Below are 24,449 nucleotides of genomic sequence, written 5' to 3'. Positions count from 1 at the left end.
TAGGATCGAAGCCCGTGATGAACTCTTCTTCTGCGGGACCCAAGAACGACACGACCAAGCACATCTTCGTGACTGGTGGTGTCGTTTCGTCTTTGGGCAAGGGGCTGACGGCTGCCAGCCTCGGCAACCTCCTCACGGCCCGTGGTCTGCGCGTCGTGATGCAGAAGCTCGACCCGTACCTGAACGTGGATCCGGGCACCATGAACCCGTTCCAGCACGGCGAGGTCTTCGTCACGGACGACGGCGCCGAGACCGACCTCGACATCGGACACTACGAGCGCTTCCTCGACATCAACCTGTCCGAGGCGGCGAACGTCACCACCGGCCAGATCTACTCGCAGGTCATCGCCCGTGAGCGTCGCGGCGAGTACCTCGGCGACACGGTGCAGGTGATCCCGCACATCACCGACGAGATCAAGCGCCGCATGCGCCTGCAGGCCTCCGAGGACCCGCGTCCCGACGTGATCATCACCGAGGTCGGCGGCACGGTCGGCGACATCGAGTCGCAGCCGTTCCTCGAGTCCGCTCGTCAGCTCCGTCACGAGCTCGGCCGCGACAGCGTCTTCTTCGTGCACGTCTCGCTCGTGCCGTTCATGGGCGCGTCGGGGGAGCAGAAGACCAAGCCGACCCAGCACTCCGTCGCCGCGCTCCGCCAGGTGGGCATCCAGCCCGACGCGCTCGTGCTCCGCAGCGACCGTCCGGTGAGCGTGAGCAACCGGAACAAGATCGCCCTCATGTGCGACGTCGACGTCGAAGGCGTCATCAACACGGTCGACCTGCCGAGCATCTACGACATCCCCTCGACGCTGAACGAGCAGGGCCTCGACTCGTACATCGTGCGTCGCCTCGGCCTCGACCAGAAGGCGGCCGACGTCGACTGGACCCGCTGGAACAAGGTGCTGCACGCGGTCCACAACCCCAAGCACGAGGTGACGATCGGCCTCGTCGGCAAGTACATCGACCTGCCGGACGCCTACCTCTCCGTGACCGAGGCCCTCAAGGCCGGCGGCTTCGCACAGGAGACCAAGGTCAACATCCGCTGGATCCCCTCGGACCTGTGCGAGACGCCGGAAGGCGCGCAGGAGCAGCTGGCCCCGCTCGACGGCATCTGCGTGCCCGGCGGCTTCGGCATCCGCGGCATCGAGGGCAAGCTCGGCGCGCTGAAGTTCGCCCGCGAGCAGGGCATCCCGACGCTCGGTCTGTGCCTCGGCCTGCAGTGCATGGTCATCGAGTACGCCCGCGACGTCGCCGGCATCGCCGGAGCCTCCTCCAGCGAGTTCGACCCGGAGACCGCGGAGCCGGTCATCGCGACCATGGCCGAGCAGATCGACATCCTCGACGGCGGCGACCTCGGCGGCACCATGCGCCTCGGTCTCTACCAGGCGGCCCTCGCCGAAGGCTCCCTCGCCCGTGAGCTGTACGGTGCGCCGGAGGCCTCCGAGCGCCACCGCCACCGCTACGAGGTGAACAACGCCTACCGCGACCGTCTCACCGAGGCGGGACTGGTGTTCTCGGGTCTCAACCCCGAGCTCGACCTGGTCGAGTACGTCGAGCTGCCGCGCGACGTGCACCCGTACTACATCGCCACGCAGGCCCACCCGGAGCTGCGCTCGCGTCCGACCGACCCGCACCCGCTGTTCCGCGGCCTCGTCGGCGCCGCGATCGAGCGTCACCGGGCGAGCGAGCTGTTCGACGTCAGCGCCGATGACTGACTCGTCGCGGGACCTCCGGGACGAGCCGTTCGAGCCGGAGGTCCTCGACAGCGACCTCGTCTACGAGGGACGCGTGTGGGACGTGCGCTCCGACCGCGTGCGCTATGGCGACGGCGAGATCGTCCGGCAGTACGTCGCCCACACGGGCGCGGTGGCGATCCTCGCACTCGACGACGAGGGGCGCGTCCTGCTGATCCAGCAGTACCGCCACCCCATCCGCCATCGCGACTGGGAGCTGCCCGCCGGCCTGCTCGACGTGGAGGGCGAGGAGCCGCTCGAGGCGGCCCGCCGCGAGCTCGCGGAGGAGGCCGACCTCGTCGCCGCGCACTGGGAGCCGCTGGTGTCGTCCTGGACCACTCCGGGCGGCAACGACGAGATCATCCACATCTTCCTCGCGACCGGTGTCTCGCCGGCCCCGTCGGCGCATGACCGCGAGGACGAGGAGGCCGACATCCGCGTGGAGTGGGTGCCGCTCGCGGATGCCGTCGACGCCGTGCTCGACGGGCGGATGCACAACGGCATCCTCACGATCGGCGTGCTGGCCGCCGCGCAGAGGCTGCGCGATCGGAGCTGAGGGATGCAGCTCGAGCGCGCTCTCGACGCCTACCTGCGTCATGTCACGATCGAGCGCGGCCTGAGCGAGCACACGATCGCGGCCTATCGCCGAGACCTCGGCGGCTACGTCGACTGGCTGGCGGCGGAAGGCGTGGCCGACACGTCGGAGGTGACTCCGGCGGTCATCGACCGCTTCATCACGGACCGTGCCTCGGCCGTGCCCGCCCCGGCATCCACGAGCCTGGCGCGGCTGCAGTCCTCCGTCCGCGGGTGGCACCGGTTCCTGGCGCGCGAGGGCATCGAGGACGACGACCCGAGCGGTCGGCTGCGCCCGCCCAAGGCTCCGCGTCGACTGCCCAAGGCCCTGACCATCGATCAGATCGAGCGGTTGCTCGCCGCGCCGTCGCCGGAGGAGCCGATAGGCGTGCGAGACCGTGCCCTCCTGGAACTCCTGTACGCCACCGGGGCCCGCGTGTCGGAGGCGATCGGCCTCGATGTCGACGACCTCGCCCACGGCGACGTGCTGCGCCTGCGCGGCAAGGGGTCGAAGGAGCGCATCGTCCCGATCGGGTCGTATGCACGGGCGGCCGTCGACGCCTACCTCACCCGGGTCCGTCCGGAGCTCGCGGCCAAGGGGCGGGCCTCGGCGCGACTGTTCCTCGGCGCGCGCGGAGCACCGCTGTCCCGGCAGAGCGCCTGGCTCGTCATCCGTGCCGCGGCGGAGCAGGCCCAGATCACAGCGGAGGTCTCGCCGCACACGCTGCGGCACTCCTTCGCGACACATCTGCTGCAGGGCGGCGCCGACGTGCGCGTCGTCCAGGAGCTGCTCGGACACTCCTCGGTCGCCACGACCCAGATCTACACGCACGTCTCCGTGGACACGCTGCGCGACATCTACGCGACCTCGCATCCCCGCGCCCGCTGAGACCCGGACACGCCCGCAGGATTCCCGGGAGGGGCCCGCGCCGCGTGCCGAGGCGGCCGAGCCACAGCCCGGCCGGTACAATCGACCAAGCACGAAGGAGCAGGAGAACCGGTGGCTGAGAAAGCGGCGAAGTCCAGGGCGAAGGCACAGAAGGCCGACGAGACCCCCATGGGACCCACCGGCCGCCCGTATCACGGGTTCCCGACCCCCGAGCCGTTGAAGTCCCACGGCCCGGCGCGCATCATCGCGCTGTGCAACCAGAAGGGCGGCGTCGGCAAGACGACGACTTCCATCAACCTGGCCGCCGCCCTCGCGGAATACGGCCGCAAGGTGCTCGCGGTCGACTTCGACCCGCAGGGTGCTCTCTCCGCGGGCCTCGGCATCCAGACGCACGACGTCCCCACGGTGTACGACCTGCTGCTCGACACCAAGCGCGACGCGCACGACGCGATCGTGCACTCGGGCGTCGAGGGCCTCGACGTGATGCCCGCCAACATCGACCTCTCCGCCGCCGAGGTGCACCTGGTCAACGAGGTCGCCCGTGAGACGATCCTCGCCCGCGTGCTGCGCCAGGTGGCGGGGGAGTACGACGTCATCCTCATCGACTGCCAGCCGTCGCTCGGCCTGCTGACGGTGAACGCGCTGACCGCTGCGCACGGTGTGATCATCCCGCTGGAGTGCGAGTTCTTCGCGCTGCGCGGCGTGGCCCTGCTCATCGAGACCATCGACAAGGTGCGCGACCGGCTGAACCCCTCGATCACGATGGACGGTCTGCTGGCGACGATGTACGACCCCCGCACGCTGCACTCCCGCGAGGTCCTCGAGCGCGTGGTCGAGGCCTTCGGAGACGACGTGCTGGAGACCGTGATCGGCCGCACCGTGAAGTTCCCCGACGCCTCGGTGTCGGGTGTGCCCATCACCGAGTTCGCCCCCGAGCACGCGGCCGCTCAGGCATACCTGCGGCTGGCGCGGGAGCTGGTCGCCCGTGGCGCCGTCGCCTAGCGAGGGTCCTGTCGACGCGACGCTCGAGGAGAGCGCGGGCGATGCCGTCGCGGCGGAGAACGCCGGCTTCCGGGTCTCGCTGTCCAACTTCGACGGCCCGTTCGACCTGCTCCTCAACCTCATCTCGAAGCATGAGATGGACATCACCGAGGTCTCGCTGAGCGCGGTCACGAACGAGTTCATCGCCTACCTCGGCGCGCTCGACGATGAGGCGGAGCTGGACCAGGCATCCGAGTTCCTCGTGGTCGCGGCCACGCTGCTCGACATGAAGGTCGCCGGCCTGCTGCCGCAGGGGGAGCTGGTCGATGCCGAGGCGGTGGCCCTGCTCGAGGCGCGCGACCTGCTGTTCGCCCGCCTGCTGCAGTACCGGGCCTTCAAGGAGGTCTCGGCGTGGTTCTCCCGCTGCCTGCAGCGCGAAGACCGTCGGCACGTGCGCGCGGCACGGCTCGACGAGAAGCACCGTCGGCAGACGCCCGAGCTCGTATGGTCGCTGACCGCCGACGACTTCGCCGCGCTGGCACTGCTGGCGTTCGCGCCCAAGGAGATCCCGCACGTCGGCCTCGACCACCTGCACGCGCCGCTGGTCAGCATCCGCGAGCAGGCCGCCATCGTCGTGACGCTGCTGCGCGGCACCGAGTCGCTGAGCTTCCGCGAGCTGGTGGCGGGGGTGAGCGAGCCGGGCATCGTCGTGGCGCGCTTCATCTCGGTGCTGGAGCTCTACCGGCACGCGGCGCTGTCCTTCGAACAACTGGAACCGCTCGGCGAGCTCACGCTGCGCTGGGCAGCCGACTCCTGGTCGGACGAGACACTCGCGACCCTGGGGGCCGACTATGACCGATGACGCGACGGATGCCGTGACGGACGACGTGACGGAACCGACGGATTCACTGATTGATGACGTGACCGATGACGTGACGGATGCCGCCGCCGAGATCCCGCTCTCCGAGCGCATCGAGGCGATCCTGCTCATCGTCGACGAGCCGCTCGGTCTGGTGGCTCTCGCCGCCGCGGTCGGCTCGCCCGTGCCCGCTGTGCGGCAGACGCTCGAGACCCTCGTCGAGGATTACGACGGCCGGGGCAAGGGGCCGCGACGCGGCTTCGAGCTCCGCGAGGTCGGCGGCGGCTGGCGGCTGTACGTGCGCGAGGATCTGGACACCCTGGTCGCGGACTTCGTCGGCGGGCAGGCTCCCGCCCGGCTCTCGCAGGCCGCGCTCGAGACGCTGGCCGTCATCGCGTACAAGCAGCCGGTGACGCGCAGTCAGGTCGCGTCGATCCGCGCCGTGAACGTCGATTCCGTCGTGCGCACGCTCCTCGCCCGCGGGCTGATCACCGAGCTGTTCGCCGACTCCGAGACCGGCGCGATCAACTACGGCACGACCGACGCACTCCTGCAGCACCTGGGCATCAACTCGCTCGACGAGCTGCCCCCGATCTCCCCGCTGCTCGATGACGGTGCAGACGGCTTCGACGAAGGGACCATCCGATGACGGGCTTCGACGCCTCCGCAGACTCCGAGGGCGCACCGGAGGGCGTGCGCCTGCAGAAGGTGCTCGCCGCCGCCGGCGTGGCCTCCCGCCGCGTGGTGGAGCAGTACATCGCCGAGGGACGCATCCGCGTCAACGGCATCGTCGTCTCCGAGCAGGGGCGACGGATCGACCCCGAGCACGACCTCGTGGACGTGGACGGCACCGCGATCCAGCTCGACGTCTCCAAGCGCTACGTCATGCTCAACAAGCCCACCGGCGTCGTCAGCAGCATGAAGGACGAGAACGGCCGCCCCGACCTGCGTCGCTTCACCGAGAAGTACGAGGAGCGCCTCTACAACGTCGGCCGCCTCGACGCCGAGACGAGCGGGCTGCTGATCCTCACGAACGACGGCGCCCTCGCGCACGTGCTCGCCCACCCCTCGTTCGGTGTGACCAAGGTGTACATCGCGAAGGTCGAGGGCACGGTCCTCCCGCAGACGATCTCGAAGCTGACGAAGGGCATCGAGCTCGAGGACGGGCCGATCGCCGCCGACAAGGCGAGGCTGCTGGACACCTCCCGCGAGGAGAGCCTGGTCGAGCTGACGCTGCACTCCGGACGCAATCGGATCGTGCGCCGGATGCTCGCCGCGGTCGGACATCCGGTCACGGAACTGGTCCGTCGGCAGTTCGGCCCGCTCCACCTGGGAACCCTCCCGGCCGGGAAGACGCGGGAACTGAGTAAAATCGAACTCGGCGCGCTTTTGACCCTGTCGCGCCGTGATTCCGGTGTCGCCGAGGCGCCAGGCGAGCAGGAGAGCGAATGACCGATACGACGAGTGCGCCCACGGCGCGGAGAGCGGGCACCGTCGCGCCGCGCCTCTCCGGCACCGTCCGCATCGTCGGCGCCGGACTCCTCGGCGCGAGCGTCGGCCACGCGCTCCGCTCGAAGGGCGTCGACGTGGTGCTCACCGACGCCTCGCCCGCACAGTTGCGCCTCGCCGTCGACTACGGCGCGGGACGTCTCGCCGCGGAGGACGATGCTCCGTCGCTGATCGTCGTGGCCGTGCCGCCGGATGTCACCGCCGACGTGATCCAGGCCGAGCTCGAGCGGTTCCCGGAAGCCGTCGTCACCGACGTCGCCAGCGTGAAGCTCGACCCGTTCCGCACCCTGAAGTCGCGCGGTGTCGACCTCACCCGCTACATCGGCTCGCACCCGCTCGCCGGACGCGAGCGCGGCGGCGCGATCTCCGCCCGCGCCGATCTGTTCATCGGACGCCCGTGGGTCGTGTGCCGCGATGAGGACACCAAGGCCTCCGACCTGGCGCTCGTCGAAGCGCTCGCCCTGGACGTGGGCGCGATGCCGCTCGAGATGACGCCGGAGGAGCACGATCGCTCCGTCGCCCTCACCTCGCACGTGCCCCAGGTGGTCGCGAGCCTGCTCGCCGGTCGCCTCGCAGGGGCCGAAGAAGGGGCTCTCCGCCTCGCCGGGCAGGGCGTCCGCGACACGACGCGCATCGCCGCATCCGCGCCCGAGCTCTGGGTGCAGATCCTCGGTGCGAACGCGGGACCCGTCGTCGAGATCCTCGACGCCCTCGCCTCCGACCTCGGAGAGATCTCCGACGCGCTGCGCGAGCCGGCGGCGCCCGGAGCCCGGCGCATCGTCGCCGAGACCATCCGCCAGGGCAACGACGGCGTCGAACGCCTGCCGGGCAAGCACGGGCAGAACCGTCGCTTCGAGTCGCTCATCGTCATGGTCGACGACACGGCGGGCCAGCTGGGTCGTCTGTTCGGCGAGCTCGGCGAACTCGGCGTCAACGTCGAAGACCTCCGTCTCGAGCACTCTCCGGGGGCGCAGTTCGGTCTGGCGGAGATCAGCGTCGACCCGGCCGCGCTGCACGGTGCGATCACCGGACTTCAGGAACGCGGCTGGCGGATTGCAGGGAACACCAATGACTGACACCTCGACCTCCTCCACGGCGCCGGAGCACGTCGCCGACGCCACGAAGTTCATCGCGATCGACGGGCCTGCCGGTTCCGGCAAGTCCAGCGTCTCGAAGGCCGTCGCCCGCAAGCTCGGCTTCGGCTACCTCGACACCGGATCCGCGTACCGCGCTCTCGCGTGGCACGTGCTCGACCGCGGCACCGACACGGACGACGCCGACGCCGTCCTCGCCGCTGCATCCGACTTCCCGGTGCGTCTGGGGCTCGACCCCGACGACCGGACCGTCCTCGTCGGCGACACCGAGATCACCGAGGCGATCCGCGAACCGCGGGTCTCGGGCGCCGTGAGCGGCGTGGCGCGCGTGCCCGAGGTGCGCGTGCAGGTGAACGAACTCTTCCGACGTCTCGTGTCCGAGTCGTCGTACCCCGCCGTTGTCGTCGAGGGCCGTGACATCACGACCGTCGTCGCACCGGATGCCCCCGTGCGCATCCTGCTCACCGCGGCCCCCGAGGTACGGGCCGCCCGCCGTGCCGGCGAACTCGCCGGCGAGAACGCGGAGGCCGTCGCCGCAGCACTGCACAAGCGCGACGCCTCCGACAGCGCCGTCGTCGACTTCCTGAACGCCGCAGAAGGCGTCGAGGTCGTCGATTCGACGGAGCTCGATTTCCCCCAGACCATCGACGCCGTCCTCACGGTGATCGAACGAATCCAAGGAGCACACCGTGGCTGACGAAGAATACGAAGGCGGCCCCGACCAGCTCGCCGAGAAGATGGACCAGCTCGACGAGCATCTCGCCGAGCAGCGCGCGGAGACCCTGCGCGCCGGCCTCTCCGACTACGAGCTGGACGATGAGGACGCCGCGCTCCTCGCGGGCATCACGCTCGGCGAGGACGGCATCCACTACAGCCCCGCGCTTCCCGTGGTGGCGATCGTCGGACGCCCGAACGTCGGCAAGTCCGCCCTCGTGAACCGCATCCTCGGCCGCCGCGAAGCCGTCGTGGAGGACACCCCCGGCGTGACCCGCGACCGCGTGACGTACAAGGCCGAGTGGGCCGACCGCCGCTTCTCGCTCGTCGACACCGGTGGGTGGGAGCCCGACGCCCGCGGCATCGACCGCTCGGTCGCGATGCAGGCCGAGGTCGCGATCGACCTCGCCGACATGGTGCTGTTCGTCGTCGACGCGATGGTGGGTGCCACCTCGACCGACGAGCACGTCGTGAAGCTGCTCCGCAAGAGCGGCAAGCCCGTGTTCCTCGTGGCCAACAAGATCGACGACGCCCGCCAGGAGCCCGAGACCGCAGCTCTGTGGAGCCTGGGGCTCGGCGAGCCGTACCCCGTCTCGGCCATCCACGGACGCGGCGTCGCCGACCTGCTGGACGCCGTGCTCAAGAAGCTCCCCGAGGTCTCGGCCGTCGCGAAGCAGGAGATCGGCGGACCGCGGCGCGTGGCCATTCTCGGCCGCCCGAACGTGGGCAAGTCGTCGCTGCTGAACAAGGCAGCCGGTGAGGAGCGCGTGGTCGTCAACGACCTGGCCGGCACCACTCGTGACCCGGTCGACGAGGTCGTGGAGCTCGGCGGGAAGATGTGGCGCCTCGTCGACACGGCCGGCATCCGTCGTCGCGTGCACATGGCGCAGGGCGCGGACTTCTACGCTTCGCTGCGCACTTCCGCGGCTCTGGAGAAGGCCGAAGTGGCCGTCGTCGTGCTGGATGTGTCGGAGACCATCAGCGAGCAGGACGTGCGCATCATCGACCTCGTGCTGGAGTCGGGCCGCGCGCTCGTGCTGGCGTTCAACAAGTGGGACCGTCTGAACGACGACGACCTCGAGAACGCCGACCGCCGTCGTTACCTGGAGCGCGAGATCGAGCAGGACCTGGCGCACGTCGCCTGGGCTCCGCGCGTGAACATCTCCGCGAAGACCGGACGCCACCTCGACAAGCTCGTGCCCGCGCTGGAGACCTCGCTGGAGAACTGGGACCGTCGCATCCCGACGGGCAAGTTCAACGCGTTCCTCGCAGAGCTCGTGGCCGAGCACCCGCACCCGCTGCGCGGCGGCAAGCAGCCGCGCATCCTGTTCGGCACGCAGGCTTCGACGCGCCCGCCGACGTTCGTCCTGTTCACGACCGGGTTCCTCGACCCCGGGTACCGCCGGTTCATCCAGCGCCGCCTGCGCGAGCTGTACTCGTTCGAGGGCACGCCGATCGTGATCAACATGCGCGTGCGCGAGAAGCGCCAGCGCTGACCTGTTCCGGCGCATGTCGCGCCGTGGTGCTCGTACCCCGATGCTGTGAAAGGCTGTGAGGGTGACCGTCGTACCTCCTGCCGCAGGTGAGCCGCGCCGCCCCGAGGGGCCGCGGAACCCGGGTGATGCCTGGGTGATCGCAGAGTCGGGGGAGAAGTACTGGGGGCGCTTCGGCGCCGCCGGTCTTCTCGCCTCCGACCCGGTGCGGGGGATCCTGCTGCAGCATCGCGTCTCGTGGAGTCACTTCGGCGGCACGTGGGGCCTGCCCGGTGGGGCGCTGCACGAGGGCGAGAGCGCGATCGTCGGCGCCATCCGCGAGGCGCAGGAAGAGGCCGGGGTGCCCGATGGGGCGGTGCGGCCGCGGTTCACCAGCGTCCTCGATCTCGGCATCTGGTCGTACACGACCGTGGTCGCGGATGTGCGGGTCCCGTTCGATCCGGTGATCAGCGACCCGGAGAGCGTCGCGCTGGAGTGGGTTCCGCTCGATGAGGTCGCGGATCGTCCGCTGCACCCGGGATTCGGGGCCGCCTGGCCGGCGCTGCGCGCACTGCTCGAGGTGCGGCCGGCCGTCGTGGTCGATGCAGCCAATGTCGTGGGCTCCGTACCGGACGGCTGGTGGAAGGATCGTGCAGGTGCGGCATCGCGGCTGCGCGCTCGCTTGGAGGGTCTGACCGTGCCCGCGGGGGCCTTGGATCTCGAGGGCGACGTCTGGTTCCCCGAGGTGTCGATGGTCGTCGAGGGACAGGCGCGCGACATCGATCACGAGTCCAGCGAGGTGTCGGTCCTTCGCGCGCAGGCAGCGGGGGATGACGCGATCGTCGCCGAGGTCGAGCGCCGGGTCGCATCCGCGCAGACCGTCGTGGCGGTCACCAGCGACCGAGGGCTCCGCGAACGCGTCGAGCGCGCCGGGGCCGCCCAGGTCCGGTCGGCAGGGTGGCTGCGCGACCTGCTCGACGGGCGCGGCTGACCCCGCGACATCCATCCAGGCAAGGCAGGCAGGCGGGCGGGCAGGCGACGCGGTGCCGACGTGCAGCGCGGGTCAGACGAACATCACTCGCCGGGGAGGCGGGTCGGAATAGTCGCGTCCGAGCGGACTGTGCCACGTGACGCTGCCGTCCCTCTCCTGCCGGGCGGTCCATCGATGCAGGTCGGGAACGTCCGGATGCTTGAGGGTGTGGTGGCTGCGGCAGAAGTGCCCGAGGTTGTCGAGGCGGGTTCTCCCGCCTTTCGCATGATCGTGGTTGTGGTCGATCTCGCAGCGGTGCACCGGCATGCGACACCCTGGGAACCGGCAGTGCCGATCGCGGGCGCGGAGGAATCGGCGCATCCCCTCGGTCGGAGTGTAGGTGTCGGTCTCGACGACCATTCCCGCCCCATCGAGGAACAGGCGAGTCCACCCGGCGTGGCGTCCGGCGAGGTCGCGGGCGATGTCGGGATGGATCGCGCCATGACCGTCGAGCTCGGCGGGTTGGTCGTCGGCGCCGAGCAGCGTGGTCGCGGCGACGGTGACCTGGATGCGGGCCTGAATGCCGTCGAGTCCGTCGCCGTTCGCGGTGCTGGGGTCGGCGGTGAGCAGCAGGTCGGTGAAGAGGTCGGCCTGGGTCTGCGCCCAGGTCCGGGTGTCGGGCGGGAAGTGCTCGATCTCCGGGTCCGTCGCGAAGGTGTCGCCCTCGGTGCTGCGGATGACGCCGTCCCCGGCGGGGTCGAAAGAGGGGTCGTCGAGGGCGAAGTCCTCAGGACGGAGGCTGTCGGCATCCGCTTCGAACCACCGCATGAGGGGCAGGATCTCTCGATCGTTCCGGGCGCGCAGGACCTCGCGGGTCATCCGGCTCAGACGGTCGGAGATCGCGTTCGCGATCCACTCGGGGAGAACCGCGGTGAGCAGTGCGAGCCCGTCGTCGAGTGACTTCACCGTCACGCATCGTTCGTCTGCCGCGCGTCGATGCCGTTCGAGGAGACTGTCGCCGACGAGGGCGGCCGCGACCTGCCGCGCGTGGGCTCTCGTGCGCGCAGCCGTGTCCTGTTCGGCGACGACGAGCACCGCGGTCTCGAACAGGTCCATGACCGCGGGGTCGGCCTGCCGGTTGCGGACCGCTTCGTCGACGAGCGCGCTCGCCCTCGCGATCTCCCGAACGTGTCCGGCGCTGATCGACCCGCGTGTGAACGCGGCGCGGACAGCGGGGAGGTGCGCGTCGAGGGCTCGCGCATCCGCAAAGGCGAACTCGACGGAGCCCTTCGACACGTGTGCGGCAGCCGAGAACTCCGCGATCATCGACCGGTAGATCGCGTCACGGTGGTGGGGGCTGGTCGAGACGTCGGCGTCGTGAAGGGCGATCTGCTCCACGAGCAGCTCTGCCGCTTCCGCCTCGAGGACGGCTATCCGGCGTCTCGTATCGACCCAGGCATCCAGGACGCGTCGTCGTTCCTCGAGTTCGAGGTCGAGATCGGTCGTGTCTGCCATACCTCCATTTTAGAAGATACGTTCGAAGAGGGCCAGCGGTCCATACCGGGATATCAACCCGGCCACTCGTCGTTCCGGCCACGCAGCTTGTCGATGTCGCGACGCTCCCGCTTGGTCGGGCGGCCGGCTCCTCGATCGCGCAGTCCGAGGGCTGCCTGAGGTTCCCGCTCCGGTGTCCGGTCTTCGTAGGCGAGGGCGGCCACGGGGGCGCCCACACGCTTGACGAGAAGCTGACGGACGATGAGGATCCGATCGAATCCCGCGATGCGGATGCGCAGTTCATCGCCCACGCGCACCTGCTGCGCCGCCTTCACCTTGTCGCCGTTGACACGTACATGCCCTGCGCGGCATGCAGTCGTCGCGGCCGATCGGGTCTTGTAGACCCGGATGGCCCAGAGCCAGCTGTCGACGCGTGCCGCGTCCATCAGGCGCTCCGCTTCCGCAGCGTGATGAGGGCCCCGGCGACGATGAATCCCTGGCCGAGCGTGTACGTGAGCATGACAGCCGGGCTGCTCCACGCGGGGAGGCCGTCCGGCAGGAAGAGCCGGAAGGCGAGCAGAGTGTCGCTCGCGAGGAAGAACGCGCCGCCGACCGCGACGAGCGGATGGCATCGCGCCGAGAACGCGGCGGTGCCGCCGAGCACGAGTCCGTAGATCGCGACGCCGACCAGCAGGCCGCCGGTGTGCGGGCCGAGGAACACGATCATCGCGATCCACCAGGCGGCATAGACGAGTGCCCACCACGGCATCCGGCGCACGGCGAGATGGCGGGCGAACAGGATGATGTACGCGATGTGGGCGATGCCGAAGAACAGGAGCATCAGGGGCAGCTCGGGGGCGGCGGGGAAGAAGGCCCCCGCACCGTCGCCGAGCCAGGAGAAGAGCAGGGCCGCGAGCAGCAGAACGAACGTCGAGCGGGGCGTCAACCGTCGGGCGGAAAGCAGGACGGGCACCGCCAGCATCGGCATCAGCAGGAGTTTGGTCGGCCCGGCGAGCGGGCTCCCCGTGGCCAGCAGGACGACGTGCAAGATCGACACCACGGCGAAGGGGAGGAACGCCCACACGAATGCGGTGAGCGGGGCGCGACGCTGCATCCTCTCATCGTATGGTCGCGACGTCGGTGTCTCCGACGTCGTGCTCGCCGCGCGTCGGCTGCTCACGACTCGACGGTGACCTGCGCGACGCTGTCGTCGACGGCGAGGTGCACGGCGGGCCAGTACCCCTCGGGGAAGTGCTCGGCGCAGGTGTCGATCAGGTGGAGGATGACGGTGCCGTCGGCGGCGGCCTCGAGGGCTTCGATCGTGAGGTCGGTGGCGGCATCGTCGAGGTCGTCGGGTTCGGGGTCGCCCGTGCTGAACTTCGCGACCACGGCATCCGTCGCGATCCGGCGCAGCGTGTGCAGGCGCTTCACGGTGTCTCGCAGGCGGGGGAGGAGAGGGGTGACCTCGTCCGCCGTCGTGCCCTCCAGCATGAGCTCGATCTCGGTGCCCTCGACGGAGACGGTGCCGACGAACCAGTCATGCGTCAGCACGGTGCCGTCGGTCAGCTCGGAGCGGGCGCGGGTGAAGGTGCCGAGTTCGGGATCGTCGATGGTCGGGTTCTCGTCGCTCATGCCTTCACGCTAGCGGCTCAGTCGTGTCGCTCGTTCATGCGGCGAGGTCGAGCGCGACGAGCGTCCGCCCGGGCTTGAGCGCGGTCTTCTCGGTGAAGCCGGCCGCGAGGAACGTGCTGAGCGTGCCGTGGAAGAGGTCGTTGGTGCGCTGCTTCTCGCCGCCGGTGTCGACGGGGTATCCCTCGATCAGCCGCGCGCCGGATTCCCGCGCGAAGTCGACCGCGGCGGTGAGCAGTTCGAGGTTGAGTCCCGAACCGCGGTGTTCTCGGCGCACGACGAAGCAGGTCACTGCCCACACGGACTCGTCGTCGAAGGGCTCGGTGGTCGCCGCCGCGATGATCCTCGTGCGGGGAATCCGGGCCTGTCTCGTGCGCGGGCCGATCCGGATCCAGCCGGCGGCCCCACCGTCGACGTACGCGATGAGCCCGGGTGGTGGGCCCTCGTCGATCTCGGCGCGGAGCATCTCGGTGCGCTGCGTCGTCGTCGTCGTGTTCCAATCGTTGTTGGTCAGCACTGGCCAGATGCACTGGCAGCTGGCGCCGTCGCCGCCACCGGTGAGCGCGTGCTGGACATCATCCCAACGCGCCGCCGTGGCTACCTCGGTCGTGATCGTCACCATGCCCGCGACGCTACGCCCGGCATCCGACACCCGCAACGCCGCCGGTTCGCGGAGGGGGCCGGGATGCGGCTAAGATAGGGGAGTTGCCTGCGCGAGAGTGCAGAACAACGGGCTGTGGCGCAGCTTGGTAGCGCACTTGACTGGGGGTCAAGGGGTCGCAGGTTCAAATCCTGTCAGCCCGACCACAAAGCCCCGGAGAACCGCAGAATCATGCGGATCTCCGGGGCTTTTTCTGTGTCCGGATCAGGGCGACTTGGCGTCCGTCTCACATTCCTCGGGGTCGCGACCGGTGACGATCTCCCGGATGCCCTCGACGACGAAGTCTGCGAGTGGCAACCAGCGCTTCTCGCAGGTGTGCACCGGCCAAGGCTTGCGCAGCCCCGCGCGATCAGTCGTACATGTGCGGTGGATGCGGGCACGCTTCTGATCGAGATCGAGGTCTTTGATCTTCAGCGCGGTGGCTTCGCCGATGCGGGGTCCGCTGTGCGCGAGCGTGTCGAACAGAACGCCGTCGATCGGCCGGCGCGCGACCGCGGTCACAGCCGACGAGTTGCACGTACGAGAGTGAGGGGAGATCGTTCTCGATGTCTCCCTCGTCGCGCGGGAACTCGACCTTCGCGAGTGGATTGCGACCGATTCATCGACTTGTCCGTGTTGGAGCTGGCGGCTGATGGCGCTCTGGCCCGCCTCAATGGCATGATTAGAGGCTTCTCCAGCCCGAGGATTGTGACCCCTCACAGTTCTGGCTCATCGGAGCAACGGGCTAGAGTGCGTTGCTGATGGTGTCGTCCCAGGCTGTGCATCAGGATTGGCCTGCGGCAAGGTTGTCCAGGTACGCGGCGATGTCGTGGTGGTTTCGACGCCGCGCGTAATGGCTCGCGGTGTGGCCCTCGATCCGCATGGCCGGATCGGCGCCGTGGGCCACGAGCGCGCGGACGCAACGTAGGCTTCCCGCTTCAGCGGCGGCGATCAGTGGCGAATCTTGGTTCGGGTCCGCACCAGCGCTCAGAAGGAGGACGAGCACCTCGAAGTTGTCCCACTCCGCGGCACGACTCAGTGGGCGCCATCCTAAGTGGGCGTCCGACACTTCGACGTCGGCGCCAGCATGTAGCAGCGCCTCGACGCTTGCAGCGTCCCCGGGGCCGGACGCGTTGAGAAGCGGTGTGAAACCGTACGAGTCGGCAACATTCGGATCAGCGCCAGCCGCGAGTAGTGCCTCGACGATCTGAGGGTATCTGCGGACAGCTGCTGCATGCAGAGCAGTCCATCCGACATCGTCGGTCTCACTGGCCGACGCGCCGGCGGCCAGAAGCACACATACCCGCTCGAGGTCACCTACAGCGGCTGCGCGCACTAAAGGGGGCAGCGCCCTGAGGAACTCCTCTTCCTTCTCACTCTCCAACGACATCCTGCGACTCTCGCACAGATTTGTTGGTGAGCCAGTGGAGAGTTGCGGCGAGGCGGAGTCCAGCGGGTAGTTGCTGGCGGTGTTGTCTGAGCGCGTCGCAATTCGCGGCACTGCTTGAGCTTGTTGCAGCATCGCTCCACTTCAAGATCGGGGCACTCGGCACCGTTCCGTTACCACCCCGGAAACTCACGTTGATGGCGCCCGATCAGAGCACCTGCATCTAGCGTCATCTGTTTCAACAACGATCCGTCCCTCGTTGCGCTGTCGGAACTGAGCGACAGCGCAACGAGGTTCACTTGACAGATAGAGAAGCGTCCAGCAGCGGAACGTCTGATCTTCCGCGCGAAACTCGATGCCGGCGGCGGAGGGGAGTGGACCGCACGAGCTTCGCATCGATGCGCACGGCTTCGGGGCTAAAGCGCACCCATGCGCGGACGCGCTTCGGCCGTGGGTAGATAGCCATTGGCTGCTCGTGCACGTCCATCTCGCGCTCCGTGAGCGACTGCAGTGGGCCGTGCTTGGCGGCCTCGAGGACCGAGCGTGCCTGTGATTGCATGTCGCGGTAGGCGGAGAGCCTCGCCCCGGGGTTCCCCTGGTCAGTTGGGCTAAGTCAGGGTCAGTGTCCGTCGGTGGCCTGGCCTGCGTGCGACAGCGCTGACCGAGACGCCATATGCCGAGTCCATGCCGGCCCTGGTGCGGATCGATGACGAACCCGTCCTGATCCAGGGCGAACCTGCGTTCGCTGATGCGGTGCGCGCCGATGGGCATCGATTCCTCTTCCAGATCGATGAGGAGGGGTGGCCTGTGGAGGGAGAGCTCGAGGACGTCATCGCGGAGTATCTGTGGGGATACGGCTCGGTTTACTTCTACGGCACACCGGGCGCGGACGGGACCGTGCGCGACGTCGTCGCGGGCTTTATCGACTTCTAACCGGATGCGAATACGGAGCATGCCGCGCGCAGCCCTCGAAGCGCTGTCGATAGGGTGATCCGGTGGGAACTGTCGAATACCGTGATGCGCTGAGAGCCGTGCTCGACTCGGTGTCACCGTCCACGGCCGTACGGCTCTCCGTGCTCCATCGCGCGGCAACTGCGGGTGCGGACGGCGTGCTGATCGACGTGTTCCTCGATCAGGACGCCGAGGGTCCGTTCGGTGTCTGGGCGCGCCTCGAGGGCGCCGACTCGTTCAGCCTCGACCGGCAACTCGGCGATGGACGGGAGCTGTTCAGCGTGATCTGGGGCGAGGAAGGCTGGGAGCCCCCGGTTCCGCCCCGACCCGCTGGTTGGTCGCGAGAACAACTGGAAGATGCCATCGTCGAAGCCGTGGCCCAATGGATCGACCCGCTCATCCCGAAGGGAACGCCCGTTCTGCGGTGGGAAGTCGTGACGCCGGACGGTGCCACCGACCCGATCCCGGTGGGGCCTCACGATGACTGATCCCTCCGGAAGCGAAGCCCCGCGAGAGCCGGTCACAACGGCACGCGACAGCGTGCCGAATGGACGGCTCACGTTTCGCACGGTGTGGGGTGGTCCGTCGCCGCAGGCGGGGTTCATCGAGGAGGTCGGGCGGATCAAGCAGCACCTGCGCACCATGGACTTCTCGTATCAACTCGACCTCTTCCTGACCGTCGGTGGCGAGATCACTCCGGTGCCCAGGCCGTCCGGGTTGCGGAACCCGCGAGTGTTTCTGGCGCGGCGCACCGTCACCGGAGAGATCCGGATCAGCAACGACGACGTCGGCGCCGCCTCTGATCCGGTCGCCTTCCTGCGGCAGACCATCCACGGAGCAGTCGATGATCTCATCGGACGCATCGCCGCTCGTGACGCGGCCTTCGACGCGGACGCGGTGCTTGGGAGGATCGCGTTCCTCATCGACGAAGATCCAGCCGCTGCCGACAGGATGAGCCGGTGAAAGCGCCGGGCAACGCCGCGCTGTCACGCCGGTGGACACCTGATCGGCTGGCTGCGCTGCAGGAACAGATACTGCAGCAGGCGCGCATCGTGAAGGGTCCGCATCGGTTCGACACCGAGTGGCCGGAAACGGACGAGGGTCGGCTCGACCTGCGCGGCGTGAAAGCGGGGCGTGAAGGGCTGCAGTTCCGGTTCCTCACGCTGTCCCGCGCCGATTTCCGTCATGCCCGCGGCCGCCTGATGTTCTTCGAGTCCGAGCTCTCCGACTGCCTGTTCGATTCCGCATCGCTCACCGGGCAGCCCCGTTTCGATCGCAGCTTCGTGCGGTGCAGTTTCCGTGCCGCGTCACTGAAGGGACTGGCGATCGGACCGCAGGTCACCGACTGCGACTTCACCGGGGCGGATCTGCGCACCTTGCGGTCGTTGCCGAATACTCGATTCGAACGCTGCCTGTTCGACGGTGCGGACCTCAGCGGCGCAGATTTCTCGGACACCACCTTCACGGACTGCACGTTCGTCGATGCGACGTTCTCGGCGAGCACGACCTTCACCCGGTGCACCTTCGTGAACACGTCCATCGCGTTCGGTCCCGCACGCGTGACACGCTCGCGCCGTGAGGGCGAGCCGCTGCCCGACCAATGGGACGGCGAGGAGCGGGCCGATGCCGCGCGTGCCGCATACGCGCAGCGCTATGCGCGTGCCGCGGCTGCGGGGCGTGCGGACGATCTGCCCTTGGACCCGGAGGCCGAGAGTTAGAGGCCCGGCGTCGTGTCAGGGGCGCTGTCGCCATCGAACAGCAACCCGTCGACGATGTCGTCGCGTCGCGCCGGCCGCGCGTCGATGTACCTCAGCAGATCCGCGAAGTGAGGGAACACGACAACCGCCTCTTCGAACTCCGGCTCCGTTCCGTGCACGACTGCGCCGTCGTCTCGCACAGCGAGGTACTCATATCCGTTGCGAACGGAGAGCAGGATGGGGAGGTGGCGCTCCCAGAAACGCGAGACGGCGAGCGCCTCATCATCCGTCGTCGCGGCCTGGATGCTCAGCTGCTCCCACTCGTTCCACGCGAAGGTGCTCACCGCTCCGGTGGAGTAGTCGTCGCGAGACAGGAACCACACGGTCTCATCGGAACTCGACAGCAGCGAGAACGAGGACACCCAGCGGATCGCCGTTTCGGATGCCGTGCGCAGCGCGGACGGAACATCGCCTTCCGCGGAGGTAGGCGGCTCACACGTCCAGCCGGCTTCGCGCAAGCGCTCGATGGCACGTCGGAAGCTCTCCTCCTCGCCGAGCGGTGTCTCCCGGCCGGCGGTCATGTGGTCGCGCCCGTGTTGGCCCAATCCAGCGTCGACAGCTTCGCCTCGATCGTCTCGAGGCCGACGTGGCCGCATCCGACCAGCGTGAGCTTGCGCAGCCGCGGGAGGTCGTTGACGGCGGCGATGCCGGTGATCTTCTTGCAGTACTGGATGTTCACGATCTCGAGTTGCGGGAGAGCGGCCAGCTCGGAGATGTCGCCCAGGGAGGTGAGGTTCTTGAGCCGCAGCGACTCCAACCGGGACAGCGCGCTGATCCCGGTGAGGCTCGTCAGCGTGCGTCCCCCGATCAGCCCGAGCCGGCGAAGCCCGACCGGTTCGACGAGGCGGAAGATCTCCTCATCCGTGGGCACGTTCAGCAGGTTCAGTTCCTCCAGTGGCAGGTCGAGCGCCTGCCGCACGTTGTTCAGAGAGCGCTGCGGGTAGAGGGAGAGCGCGCGGAGCCGGGGGAAGTGCTCGTTCTGGAAGCGGAAGGGTTCGCCGACGTAGAGGGTCTTCAGATTCGGCACCACCACATCCGGCCACACCAGGGTCCGCTCGCCGATGTGCACCGAGAGCTCTTCCAGGCTCTCGGGGAGATCGCCCTGCCGCAGCCCGGTGACGACGGTGGGGAGGACCCTGCCCGGGCCGATGCTGAGGGTTTTCAGGCTCGTCATCGCCGTGACGACCTCCGGGAGACGGTCGATGGGCCCGTCCGGGGGAGCCCACAGGTGCACATCGGTGACGCGCGACAGCTGCTCGGCGGAGGAGGGCTGGTCGTAGAAGATGAGGTCTCGGTCCGATGCATCGAACTGATGCCGGTGGGCGCTGTGCAGCACCATGGTCCGCTTGCTCATGCCCACCCCTTTGATTGCTGGCTGTCCTCCACGCCAGGACCCAGAGTATCGGCGCGTGCTGTCGTCGTTCCCGCGTGCCGGGCCCGACCGCAGCGCTTCGCGCGTGTCTTGGTCGTCGGGATAATGGAGGGGTGACGTGGACTCAGGAGGTCGTGACCTACGACGGATTGCCGACCTCGGCGGGAGGTGCGCACTCGCTTCGCACCAAGAAGCCCCGCACGGCCCACGAGAGCGTGCAGGCGTTCCTGGATGCCGCCGGCGTGACCATCGGCGACCCGGAGACGTCCTTCCAGCTCTGGGCCGGAGGCGCGCCCGACGTCGCAGGGCGCTTCGAGGCCTTCGCGGCAGCGCACCTCGGCGGACCGCAGAGTCGACAGCGCACGCACACCCGGTGGCGGGTTCGCTCCGATGACGTCGATGCCACGCTCGACGCCCTGAGCGGTGCTGACGCGGGAGCGGTGACCGGCCACGGGCATCCGCTGGCCTCGCTGGTCTGGACCGCGCAGATCGCGCTGGTCGACCCGGCGACACGCGCGCCGTACGACGGGATCGACCCCGATGCGTTCGGTCGGTTCGCGGTGGACGGCTATGGGCGCCTCCTCGGCGCGTCCGGGGTGCGAGCGACGTTCGGCACGACGGCCTCGTCCCTCTCGCTGTGGCTCGGGTTCCCCGCCGACGACCGGTTGCACGATGCTGCCGCTCACGTTCAGGAGCACCTGCCTATCCGGATGTCGACGAAGCACTGGCGGCGGTGGCGTGCCACGAAGGATGGGCAGTCCTACCGGGCGACCAAGATCACGTCGCCACTGGTTTCATGAGTACACCGTCGAAGCTCCACCGGCTCTGCGTCTTCATGACGCCCGCGGACGAAGATCAGTTCAGCGACGCGGTGCGAACCAGCCTCCCCGCGGTGAGGTTCGTCGACGCATTCCAACAGCCCGAGACGCGCACCCCGACGTTCCGCCCCTCGCTGAGCGAGTGCGCAGGCCCGCACGTCACCCTCGTGGACACGAGCATCATCTCCGAGAGCATGTTCCATCGTGACTATGTGGTGCGTCACCCGTCCGGTCAGGGGTGGGTGTACGCGATCGTCGGCGCCGGCCTCGCGAGCCTCGTGCGGTCACGGTCCGAGGAGGGCGGCTTGCGGAACGGCGAGTTGCGGGCATCCGTGCCACTCGGTGACACCCGCACCGCCGAGTACGTCAGTGAACTGATGCGTGTGGTGCGCACCGGCGGGACGGGCGTGTTCGCCGTCGATCCGCTGACGGGTGACACCGCGCGGCGCGCCGAGAGGAGCTTCGTCGCGTGGCCGGGCGCCGCATCCCGTTTCGGGGCGAAGGAGGCCCCGTCGCTCGCCAACGGCCCGACGGCCTGGTTCACCGTCGATCGCTGACGGTCTGCGATTCGCGCTCGTCCCCGCACTGGCGCGTACCCGCGCGAGCGAGGATGATGTCGATCACCACGACGGCACCGGGGATGAAAGGCGTACCCAGGCGATGACGAACCTCACGATCGGGACTGTTCCCGGAGAGCCCGACACCGATGTCGCGCTCGATGCGCGACGCTTCAACCGGCACACGTTCTGGGTCGGTCAGAGCGGCAGCGGCAAGACCTATGCGCTGGGCGTGGTGCTGGAGCAGCTGCTGCTCCACACCGAGCTGCCGCTGCTGATCCTCGACCCGAACGGCGACTACACGCGGCTGCGGGAGACCCGTCCGACGGCAGACGATGCGGACGCCGCCCGCATCGCGGACATGGACATCCGGGTGTTCCGCTCCGGTGCCGGTGAAGGCGAGCCGCTGCACGTGCGCTACGTCGACCTGGCGGCGGCGTCGAAGGCGGCCGTGCTGCAGATGGACCCCATCGCGGATGCCGAGGAGTACAACGCCCTGCTGCACGAGGAACGGGAGGCCGAGTCCTTCGACGCCCGGGACATGCTCCCCTCGCTGCGCGGCTCGGGCGACCCGGCGCGGGTGCGGCTCGCCAACCGGATGGAGAACCTCCAGGTGCTGGAGTGGGCGCTCTGGTCCCGGGGTGCGGCATCCGTCGTCGACGTGATCGAGGAGCGCCCCCGCGCCACGGTCCTCGACCTGGGCGGCTTCGAGCACCGTGCGGAGCCGAAGGTCGCCGCGCTCGCCGTGCTCGAGCACCTGTGGGCGCGTCGGGAGGAGCGGCGTCCGGTGCTGATCGTGATCGACGAGGCCCACAACCTGTGCTCGCCGCATCCGGAGACCGCGGTCGAGCGCGCCCTCACCGAGCAGCTCGTGCAGATCGCCGCCGAAGGACGCAAATTCGGCCTGTGGCTGCTGCTCTCCACGCAGCGCCCCACGAAGATCCACCCCAACGTCCTCTCGCAGTGCGACAACCTCGCACTCATGCGGGTGAACGCGCCCCGCGACCTCGCCGAGCTGGCCGACGTGTTCGGCTTCGCGTCGGAGGGCGCCATCCGGCGGTCCGCGGAGTTCCTGCAGGGGCAGGCGCTGTTCGCCGGCGGCTTCATCTCCGCCCCGACGTTCGTGCAGATGGGGGAGCGGATCACGGAGGAAGCCGGCGGCGACGTGAAGGTCCCCCTGCGCGCCGCCGGCTGATCACCGCTACCGCTGCGGAAGCGCCTCCGGCAGGATCCGCGCGACGCTCCGGGCCGCGGCCATCACCGCGGACAGGCTCGCGGTGAGGACGGACCGTCCCTGGCCGGCGACCCATTCGATGCCGTCGGCGGTGCGGTGCTCGAGCAACGTGAGCGCGTCGCTGTCGTCGCCCGTGCCCACGCTCGTCTGGTGCAGGCTCACCACGTCGACCGGGAACCCCTCGGCGGCGAGCGCCGCGGTCAGAGCCTCCACCGGCCCGCCCTCCTCGTGCGTGCTCGTGTGCTCGCGCCCCTCGACGTCCAGGGTGATCCGGGTGCGCGAGCCGTCCTCGCTCTCCGCCGTGTCGTAGGCCCGCAGTGAGACCGGGGCCGGGGCCGCGTCGTCCGGGGCTCCGAGGTACACGCGGTCGAACACGTCCCACAGCTCGGCGGCCGTGACCTCCGTCCCGGTGGCATCCGTGTGCCGCTGCACGTGCCGGGCGAAGTCGATCTGCAGCCGTCGGGGCAGCTCGATGCCGTATCCGCTCTCCAGGAGGTACGCGATCCCGCCCTTGCCGGACTGGGAGTTCACCCGGATCACGGCGTCGTAGTCGCGGCCGATGTCGGCAGGATCGATGGGCAGGTACGGCACCCGCCACTCGATGTCGCGCTCCGGACGGCCCTCGGCGATCGCGCGGGCACGATGCTCGGCGAAGCCTTTCTTGATCGCGTCCTGATGGGTGCCGCTGAAGGCCGTGTGCACGAGGTCGCCGACGTAGGGGTGGCGCTCGGGGATGTCGATCCGGTTGCAGTACTCCACCGTCCGGCGGATCTCGTCAATGTCGGAGAAGTCGATCATGGGATCGATGCCCTGCGCGTGCAGGTTGAGCGCCAGAGTCGCGATGTCGACGTTGCCGGTGCGCTCGCCGTTGCCGAAGATGCAGCCCTCCACCCGCTGGGCGCCCGCGAGCACGGCCAGCTCGGCGCAGGCGATCCCCGTGCCGCGGTCGTTGTGCGGGTGGACCGACAGGATCACGGCGTCGCGGCGTGCGAGGTTCCGGTGCATGTACTCGATCTGGTCCGCGTACACGTTCGGAGTGGCGACCTCGACCGTGGCGGGGAGGTTGAGGATCACGGGTCGCTCGGGCGTGGCCTGCCAGAGCTCGGTCATCGCATCGCAGATGTCGAGCACGTAGTCGGGCTCGGTCAGGTTGAACACCTCGGGCGAGAACTCGAACCGGACGTTCGGCATGTCCCCGGCGAATTCGAGGACGTCGCGGCCGCCGGCGAGGATGAGCTCCTTGAGGCCCTCGCGCGAGTGCCCGAGCACGAGGTCCCGCCAGGCCGGAGCGGTCGCGGTGTACATATGGATCACGACCGGTTGGGAGATGCCCTGGATCGACGCGACCGTGCGTTCGATGAGGTCCCGCCGCGCGGGGGTGAACACCACGATCGTGACGTCCGACGGGGCGATGCCGCCCTCCGCGATCAGGCGCACGAAGTCGTAGTCGGTCTGCGAGGCCGAGGGGTATCCGACCTCGATCTCCTTGTACCCCATCGACACCATCAGCTCGAAGAAGCGCCGCTTGCGTGCCGGGTCCATCGGCTCCGCGAGCGCCTGGTTGCCGTCGCGCAGGTCGACCGGCACCCACAGCGGCGCTTCGGTCAGGCGCCGGCTGGGCCAGTCGCGTCGCGTCAGGGGGAGTTCCACGCGGGAGTGGACGTCCCGGTAGCGATGCGAGGGCATCTGGGACCGGCGCTGACGGTTCCAGGAGGGTGCCTGGTCGGGGATGGGACCCGCCGGCGTGGAGATGCGGGTGAACGGGGTCGTGGTCATGTCGGTGCTGCTTCCTTCAACGAGTCGGCGACCGGCACACGTT

At 69.1% G+C, this 24,449-nt stretch carries 28 protein-coding genes and 1 tRNA gene; 19 read left to right on the top strand and 10 right to left on the bottom strand.

Annotated features, from left to right (window positions below; genetic code table 11):
* Window positions 1–17: 17 nt before the first annotated feature.
* The 11 genes from MME74_RS11460 (at window position 18) to MME74_RS11410 (ending at window position 10,812) form a co-directional block, all read left to right on the top strand.
* Window positions 18–1,712 (top strand): CTP synthase, encoded by a 1,695-nt coding sequence (locus tag MME74_RS11460; RefSeq protein ID WP_267415146.1) that lies wholly within the window; start codon window positions 18–20, stop codon window positions 1,710–1,712.
* Window positions 1,705–2,286, top strand: coding sequence for an NUDIX domain-containing protein (locus MME74_RS11455; RefSeq protein WP_267415144.1), 582 nt, complete (start codon window positions 1,705–1,707; stop codon window positions 2,284–2,286). The genes MME74_RS11460 and MME74_RS11455 overlap by 8 nt, the downstream gene beginning before the upstream one ends.
* Before the next feature lie 3 nt (window positions 2,287–2,289).
* Window positions 2,290–3,192 carry a site-specific tyrosine recombinase XerD gene (gene xerD, locus MME74_RS11450; RefSeq protein WP_267415143.1) on the top strand — a complete coding sequence of 301 codons (903 nt, stop codon included), beginning with the start codon at window positions 2,290–2,292 and terminating at the stop codon, window positions 3,190–3,192.
* A gap of 168 nt (window positions 3,193–3,360) precedes the next feature.
* A complete protein-coding gene (locus MME74_RS11445) occupies window positions 3,361–4,194 on the top strand; it encodes a ParA family protein (protein ID WP_267418565.1) in 834 nt (277 codons plus the stop codon).
* Window positions 4,178–5,035, top strand: coding sequence for a segregation and condensation protein A (locus MME74_RS11440; RefSeq protein WP_416383314.1), 858 nt, complete (start codon window positions 4,178–4,180; stop codon window positions 5,033–5,035). The genes MME74_RS11445 and MME74_RS11440 overlap by 17 nt, the downstream gene beginning before the upstream one ends.
* Window positions 5,025–5,681, top strand: coding sequence for an SMC-Scp complex subunit ScpB (gene scpB, locus MME74_RS11435; RefSeq protein WP_267415142.1), 657 nt, complete (start codon window positions 5,025–5,027; stop codon window positions 5,679–5,681). The genes MME74_RS11440 and scpB overlap by 11 nt, the downstream gene beginning before the upstream one ends.
* A complete protein-coding gene (locus MME74_RS11430; RefSeq protein ID WP_267415141.1) occupies window positions 5,678–6,484 on the top strand; it encodes a pseudouridine synthase in 807 nt (268 codons plus the stop codon). The genes scpB and MME74_RS11430 overlap by 4 nt, the downstream gene beginning before the upstream one ends.
* A complete protein-coding gene (locus MME74_RS11425; RefSeq protein ID WP_267415140.1) occupies window positions 6,481–7,617 on the top strand; it encodes a prephenate dehydrogenase in 1,137 nt (378 codons plus the stop codon). Before MME74_RS11430 ends, MME74_RS11425 begins: the two co-directional genes overlap by 4 nt.
* Window positions 7,610–8,332: a (d)CMP kinase gene (cmk, locus tag MME74_RS11420; protein WP_267415139.1), complete on the top strand. Its 723-nt coding sequence runs from the start codon at window positions 7,610–7,612 to the stop codon at window positions 8,330–8,332. Before MME74_RS11425 ends, cmk begins: the two co-directional genes overlap by 8 nt.
* Before the next feature lie 40 nt (window positions 8,333–8,372).
* A complete protein-coding gene (gene der, locus MME74_RS11415) occupies window positions 8,373–9,845 on the top strand; it encodes a ribosome biogenesis GTPase Der (RefSeq protein ID WP_267418563.1) in 1,473 nt (490 codons plus the stop codon).
* 61 nt (window positions 9,846–9,906) lie between these two features.
* On the top strand, window positions 9,907–10,812 hold the full coding sequence (locus MME74_RS11410; protein ID WP_267415138.1) for an NUDIX domain-containing protein: 906 nt from the start codon (window positions 9,907–9,909) through the stop codon (window positions 10,810–10,812).
* A 72-nt stretch (window positions 10,813–10,884) separates the two neighbouring features.
* Here MME74_RS11410 and MME74_RS11405 read toward each other — a convergent pair whose 3' ends face one another.
* From MME74_RS11405 to MME74_RS11385, 5 genes are all read right to left on the bottom strand, one after another.
* The gene (locus MME74_RS11405; protein WP_267415137.1) at window positions 10,885–12,306 is read right to left on the bottom strand and encodes an HNH endonuclease signature motif containing protein; all 1,422 of its coding nucleotides are present in this window, start codon (window positions 12,304–12,306) and stop codon (window positions 10,885–10,887) included.
* Window positions 12,307–12,359: 53 nt separating this feature from the next.
* Complete coding sequence (locus MME74_RS11400; protein ID WP_267415136.1) at window positions 12,360–12,731, bottom strand: RNA-binding S4 domain-containing protein; 372 nt, start codon at window positions 12,729–12,731, stop codon at window positions 12,360–12,362.
* Window positions 12,731–13,399: a lysoplasmalogenase family protein gene (locus MME74_RS11395; RefSeq protein ID WP_267415135.1), complete on the bottom strand. Its 669-nt coding sequence runs from the start codon at window positions 13,397–13,399 to the stop codon at window positions 12,731–12,733. Before MME74_RS11395 ends, MME74_RS11400 begins: the two co-directional genes overlap by 1 nt.
* Before the next feature lie 62 nt (window positions 13,400–13,461).
* Window positions 13,462–13,917 carry a hypothetical protein gene (locus MME74_RS11390; RefSeq protein WP_267415134.1) on the bottom strand — a complete coding sequence of 152 codons (456 nt, stop codon included), beginning with the start codon at window positions 13,915–13,917 and terminating at the stop codon, window positions 13,462–13,464.
* A gap of 34 nt (window positions 13,918–13,951) precedes the next feature.
* Complete coding sequence (locus MME74_RS11385) at window positions 13,952–14,536, bottom strand: GNAT family N-acetyltransferase (RefSeq protein ID WP_267415133.1); 585 nt, start codon at window positions 14,534–14,536, stop codon at window positions 13,952–13,954.
* Window positions 14,537–14,644: 108 nt separating this feature from the next.
* Here MME74_RS11385 and MME74_RS11380 point away from each other — a divergent pair.
* Window positions 14,645–14,721 (top strand) — tRNA-Pro (locus tag MME74_RS11380).
* A 58-nt stretch (window positions 14,722–14,779) separates the two neighbouring features.
* On the opposite strand, the gene MME74_RS11375 is transcribed toward MME74_RS11380, so the two are convergent.
* Window positions 14,780–15,076, bottom strand: a complete 297-nt coding sequence (locus MME74_RS11375) for a tyrosine-type recombinase/integrase (protein ID WP_267415132.1) — start codon at window positions 15,074–15,076, stop codon at window positions 14,780–14,782.
* Window positions 15,077–15,338: 262 nt separating this feature from the next.
* Window positions 15,339–15,944, bottom strand: a complete 606-nt coding sequence (locus MME74_RS11370; RefSeq protein WP_267415131.1) for an ankyrin repeat domain-containing protein — start codon at window positions 15,942–15,944, stop codon at window positions 15,339–15,341.
* A gap of 681 nt (window positions 15,945–16,625) precedes the next feature.
* On the opposite strand from MME74_RS11370, the gene MME74_RS11365 reads away from it, so the two are divergent.
* From MME74_RS11365 to MME74_RS11350, 4 genes are all read left to right on the top strand, one after another.
* Window positions 16,626–16,874 carry a hypothetical protein gene (locus MME74_RS11365; RefSeq protein WP_267415130.1) on the top strand — a complete coding sequence of 83 codons (249 nt, stop codon included), beginning with the start codon at window positions 16,626–16,628 and terminating at the stop codon, window positions 16,872–16,874.
* Between the two features lie 62 nt (window positions 16,875–16,936).
* Window positions 16,937–17,380, top strand: a complete 444-nt coding sequence (locus MME74_RS11360; RefSeq protein ID WP_267415129.1) for a DUF6389 family protein — start codon at window positions 16,937–16,939, stop codon at window positions 17,378–17,380.
* Complete coding sequence (locus tag MME74_RS11355) at window positions 17,373–17,855, top strand: hypothetical protein (RefSeq protein WP_267415127.1); 483 nt, start codon at window positions 17,373–17,375, stop codon at window positions 17,853–17,855. Before MME74_RS11360 ends, MME74_RS11355 begins: the two co-directional genes overlap by 8 nt.
* Window positions 17,852–18,610 (top strand): pentapeptide repeat-containing protein, encoded by a 759-nt coding sequence (locus MME74_RS11350; protein WP_267415125.1) that lies wholly within the window; start codon window positions 17,852–17,854, stop codon window positions 18,608–18,610. The genes MME74_RS11355 and MME74_RS11350 overlap by 4 nt, the downstream gene beginning before the upstream one ends.
* On the opposite strand, the gene MME74_RS11345 is transcribed toward MME74_RS11350, so the two are convergent.
* Together MME74_RS11345 and MME74_RS11340 are read right to left on the bottom strand one after the other, a co-directional pair.
* On the bottom strand, window positions 18,607–19,170 hold the full coding sequence (locus MME74_RS11345) for a hypothetical protein (protein ID WP_267415124.1): 564 nt from the start codon (window positions 19,168–19,170) through the stop codon (window positions 18,607–18,609). The genes MME74_RS11350 and MME74_RS11345 overlap by 4 nt on opposite strands.
* On the bottom strand, window positions 19,167–20,003 hold the full coding sequence (locus MME74_RS11340; protein ID WP_267415123.1) for a hypothetical protein: 837 nt from the start codon (window positions 20,001–20,003) through the stop codon (window positions 19,167–19,169). The genes MME74_RS11345 and MME74_RS11340 overlap by 4 nt, the downstream gene beginning before the upstream one ends.
* Window positions 20,004–20,134: 131 nt before the next feature.
* Between MME74_RS11340 and MME74_RS11335 the strand changes: the two genes are divergently transcribed.
* From MME74_RS11335 to MME74_RS11325, 3 genes are all read left to right on the top strand, one after another.
* Window positions 20,135–20,821 (top strand): hypothetical protein, encoded by a 687-nt coding sequence (locus MME74_RS11335; RefSeq protein WP_267415122.1) that lies wholly within the window; start codon window positions 20,135–20,137, stop codon window positions 20,819–20,821.
* On the top strand, window positions 20,818–21,396 hold the full coding sequence (locus tag MME74_RS11330) for a hypothetical protein (protein ID WP_267415121.1): 579 nt from the start codon (window positions 20,818–20,820) through the stop codon (window positions 21,394–21,396). The genes MME74_RS11335 and MME74_RS11330 overlap by 4 nt, the downstream gene beginning before the upstream one ends.
* Before the next feature lie 103 nt (window positions 21,397–21,499).
* Entirely contained in the window at window positions 21,500–22,591 is a 1,092-nt protein-coding gene (locus MME74_RS11325) for an ATP-binding protein (protein ID WP_267415120.1), read from the top strand.
* 6 nt (window positions 22,592–22,597) lie between these two features.
* On the opposite strand, the gene MME74_RS11320 is transcribed toward MME74_RS11325, so the two are convergent.
* Entirely contained in the window at window positions 22,598–24,406 is a 1,809-nt protein-coding gene (locus tag MME74_RS11320) for a 2-isopropylmalate synthase (RefSeq protein WP_267415119.1), read from the bottom strand.
* Window positions 24,407–24,449: the final 43 nt, after the last annotated feature.

The organism is Microbacterium oxydans (genome assembly GCF_026559675.1).
Taxonomy (GTDB): domain Bacteria; phylum Actinomycetota; class Actinomycetes; order Actinomycetales; family Microbacteriaceae; genus Microbacterium; species Microbacterium oxydans_D.
The sequence above is the reverse complement of the archived record's forward strand: the minus strand, read 5'-3'. Positions and strand labels throughout refer to the sequence as shown.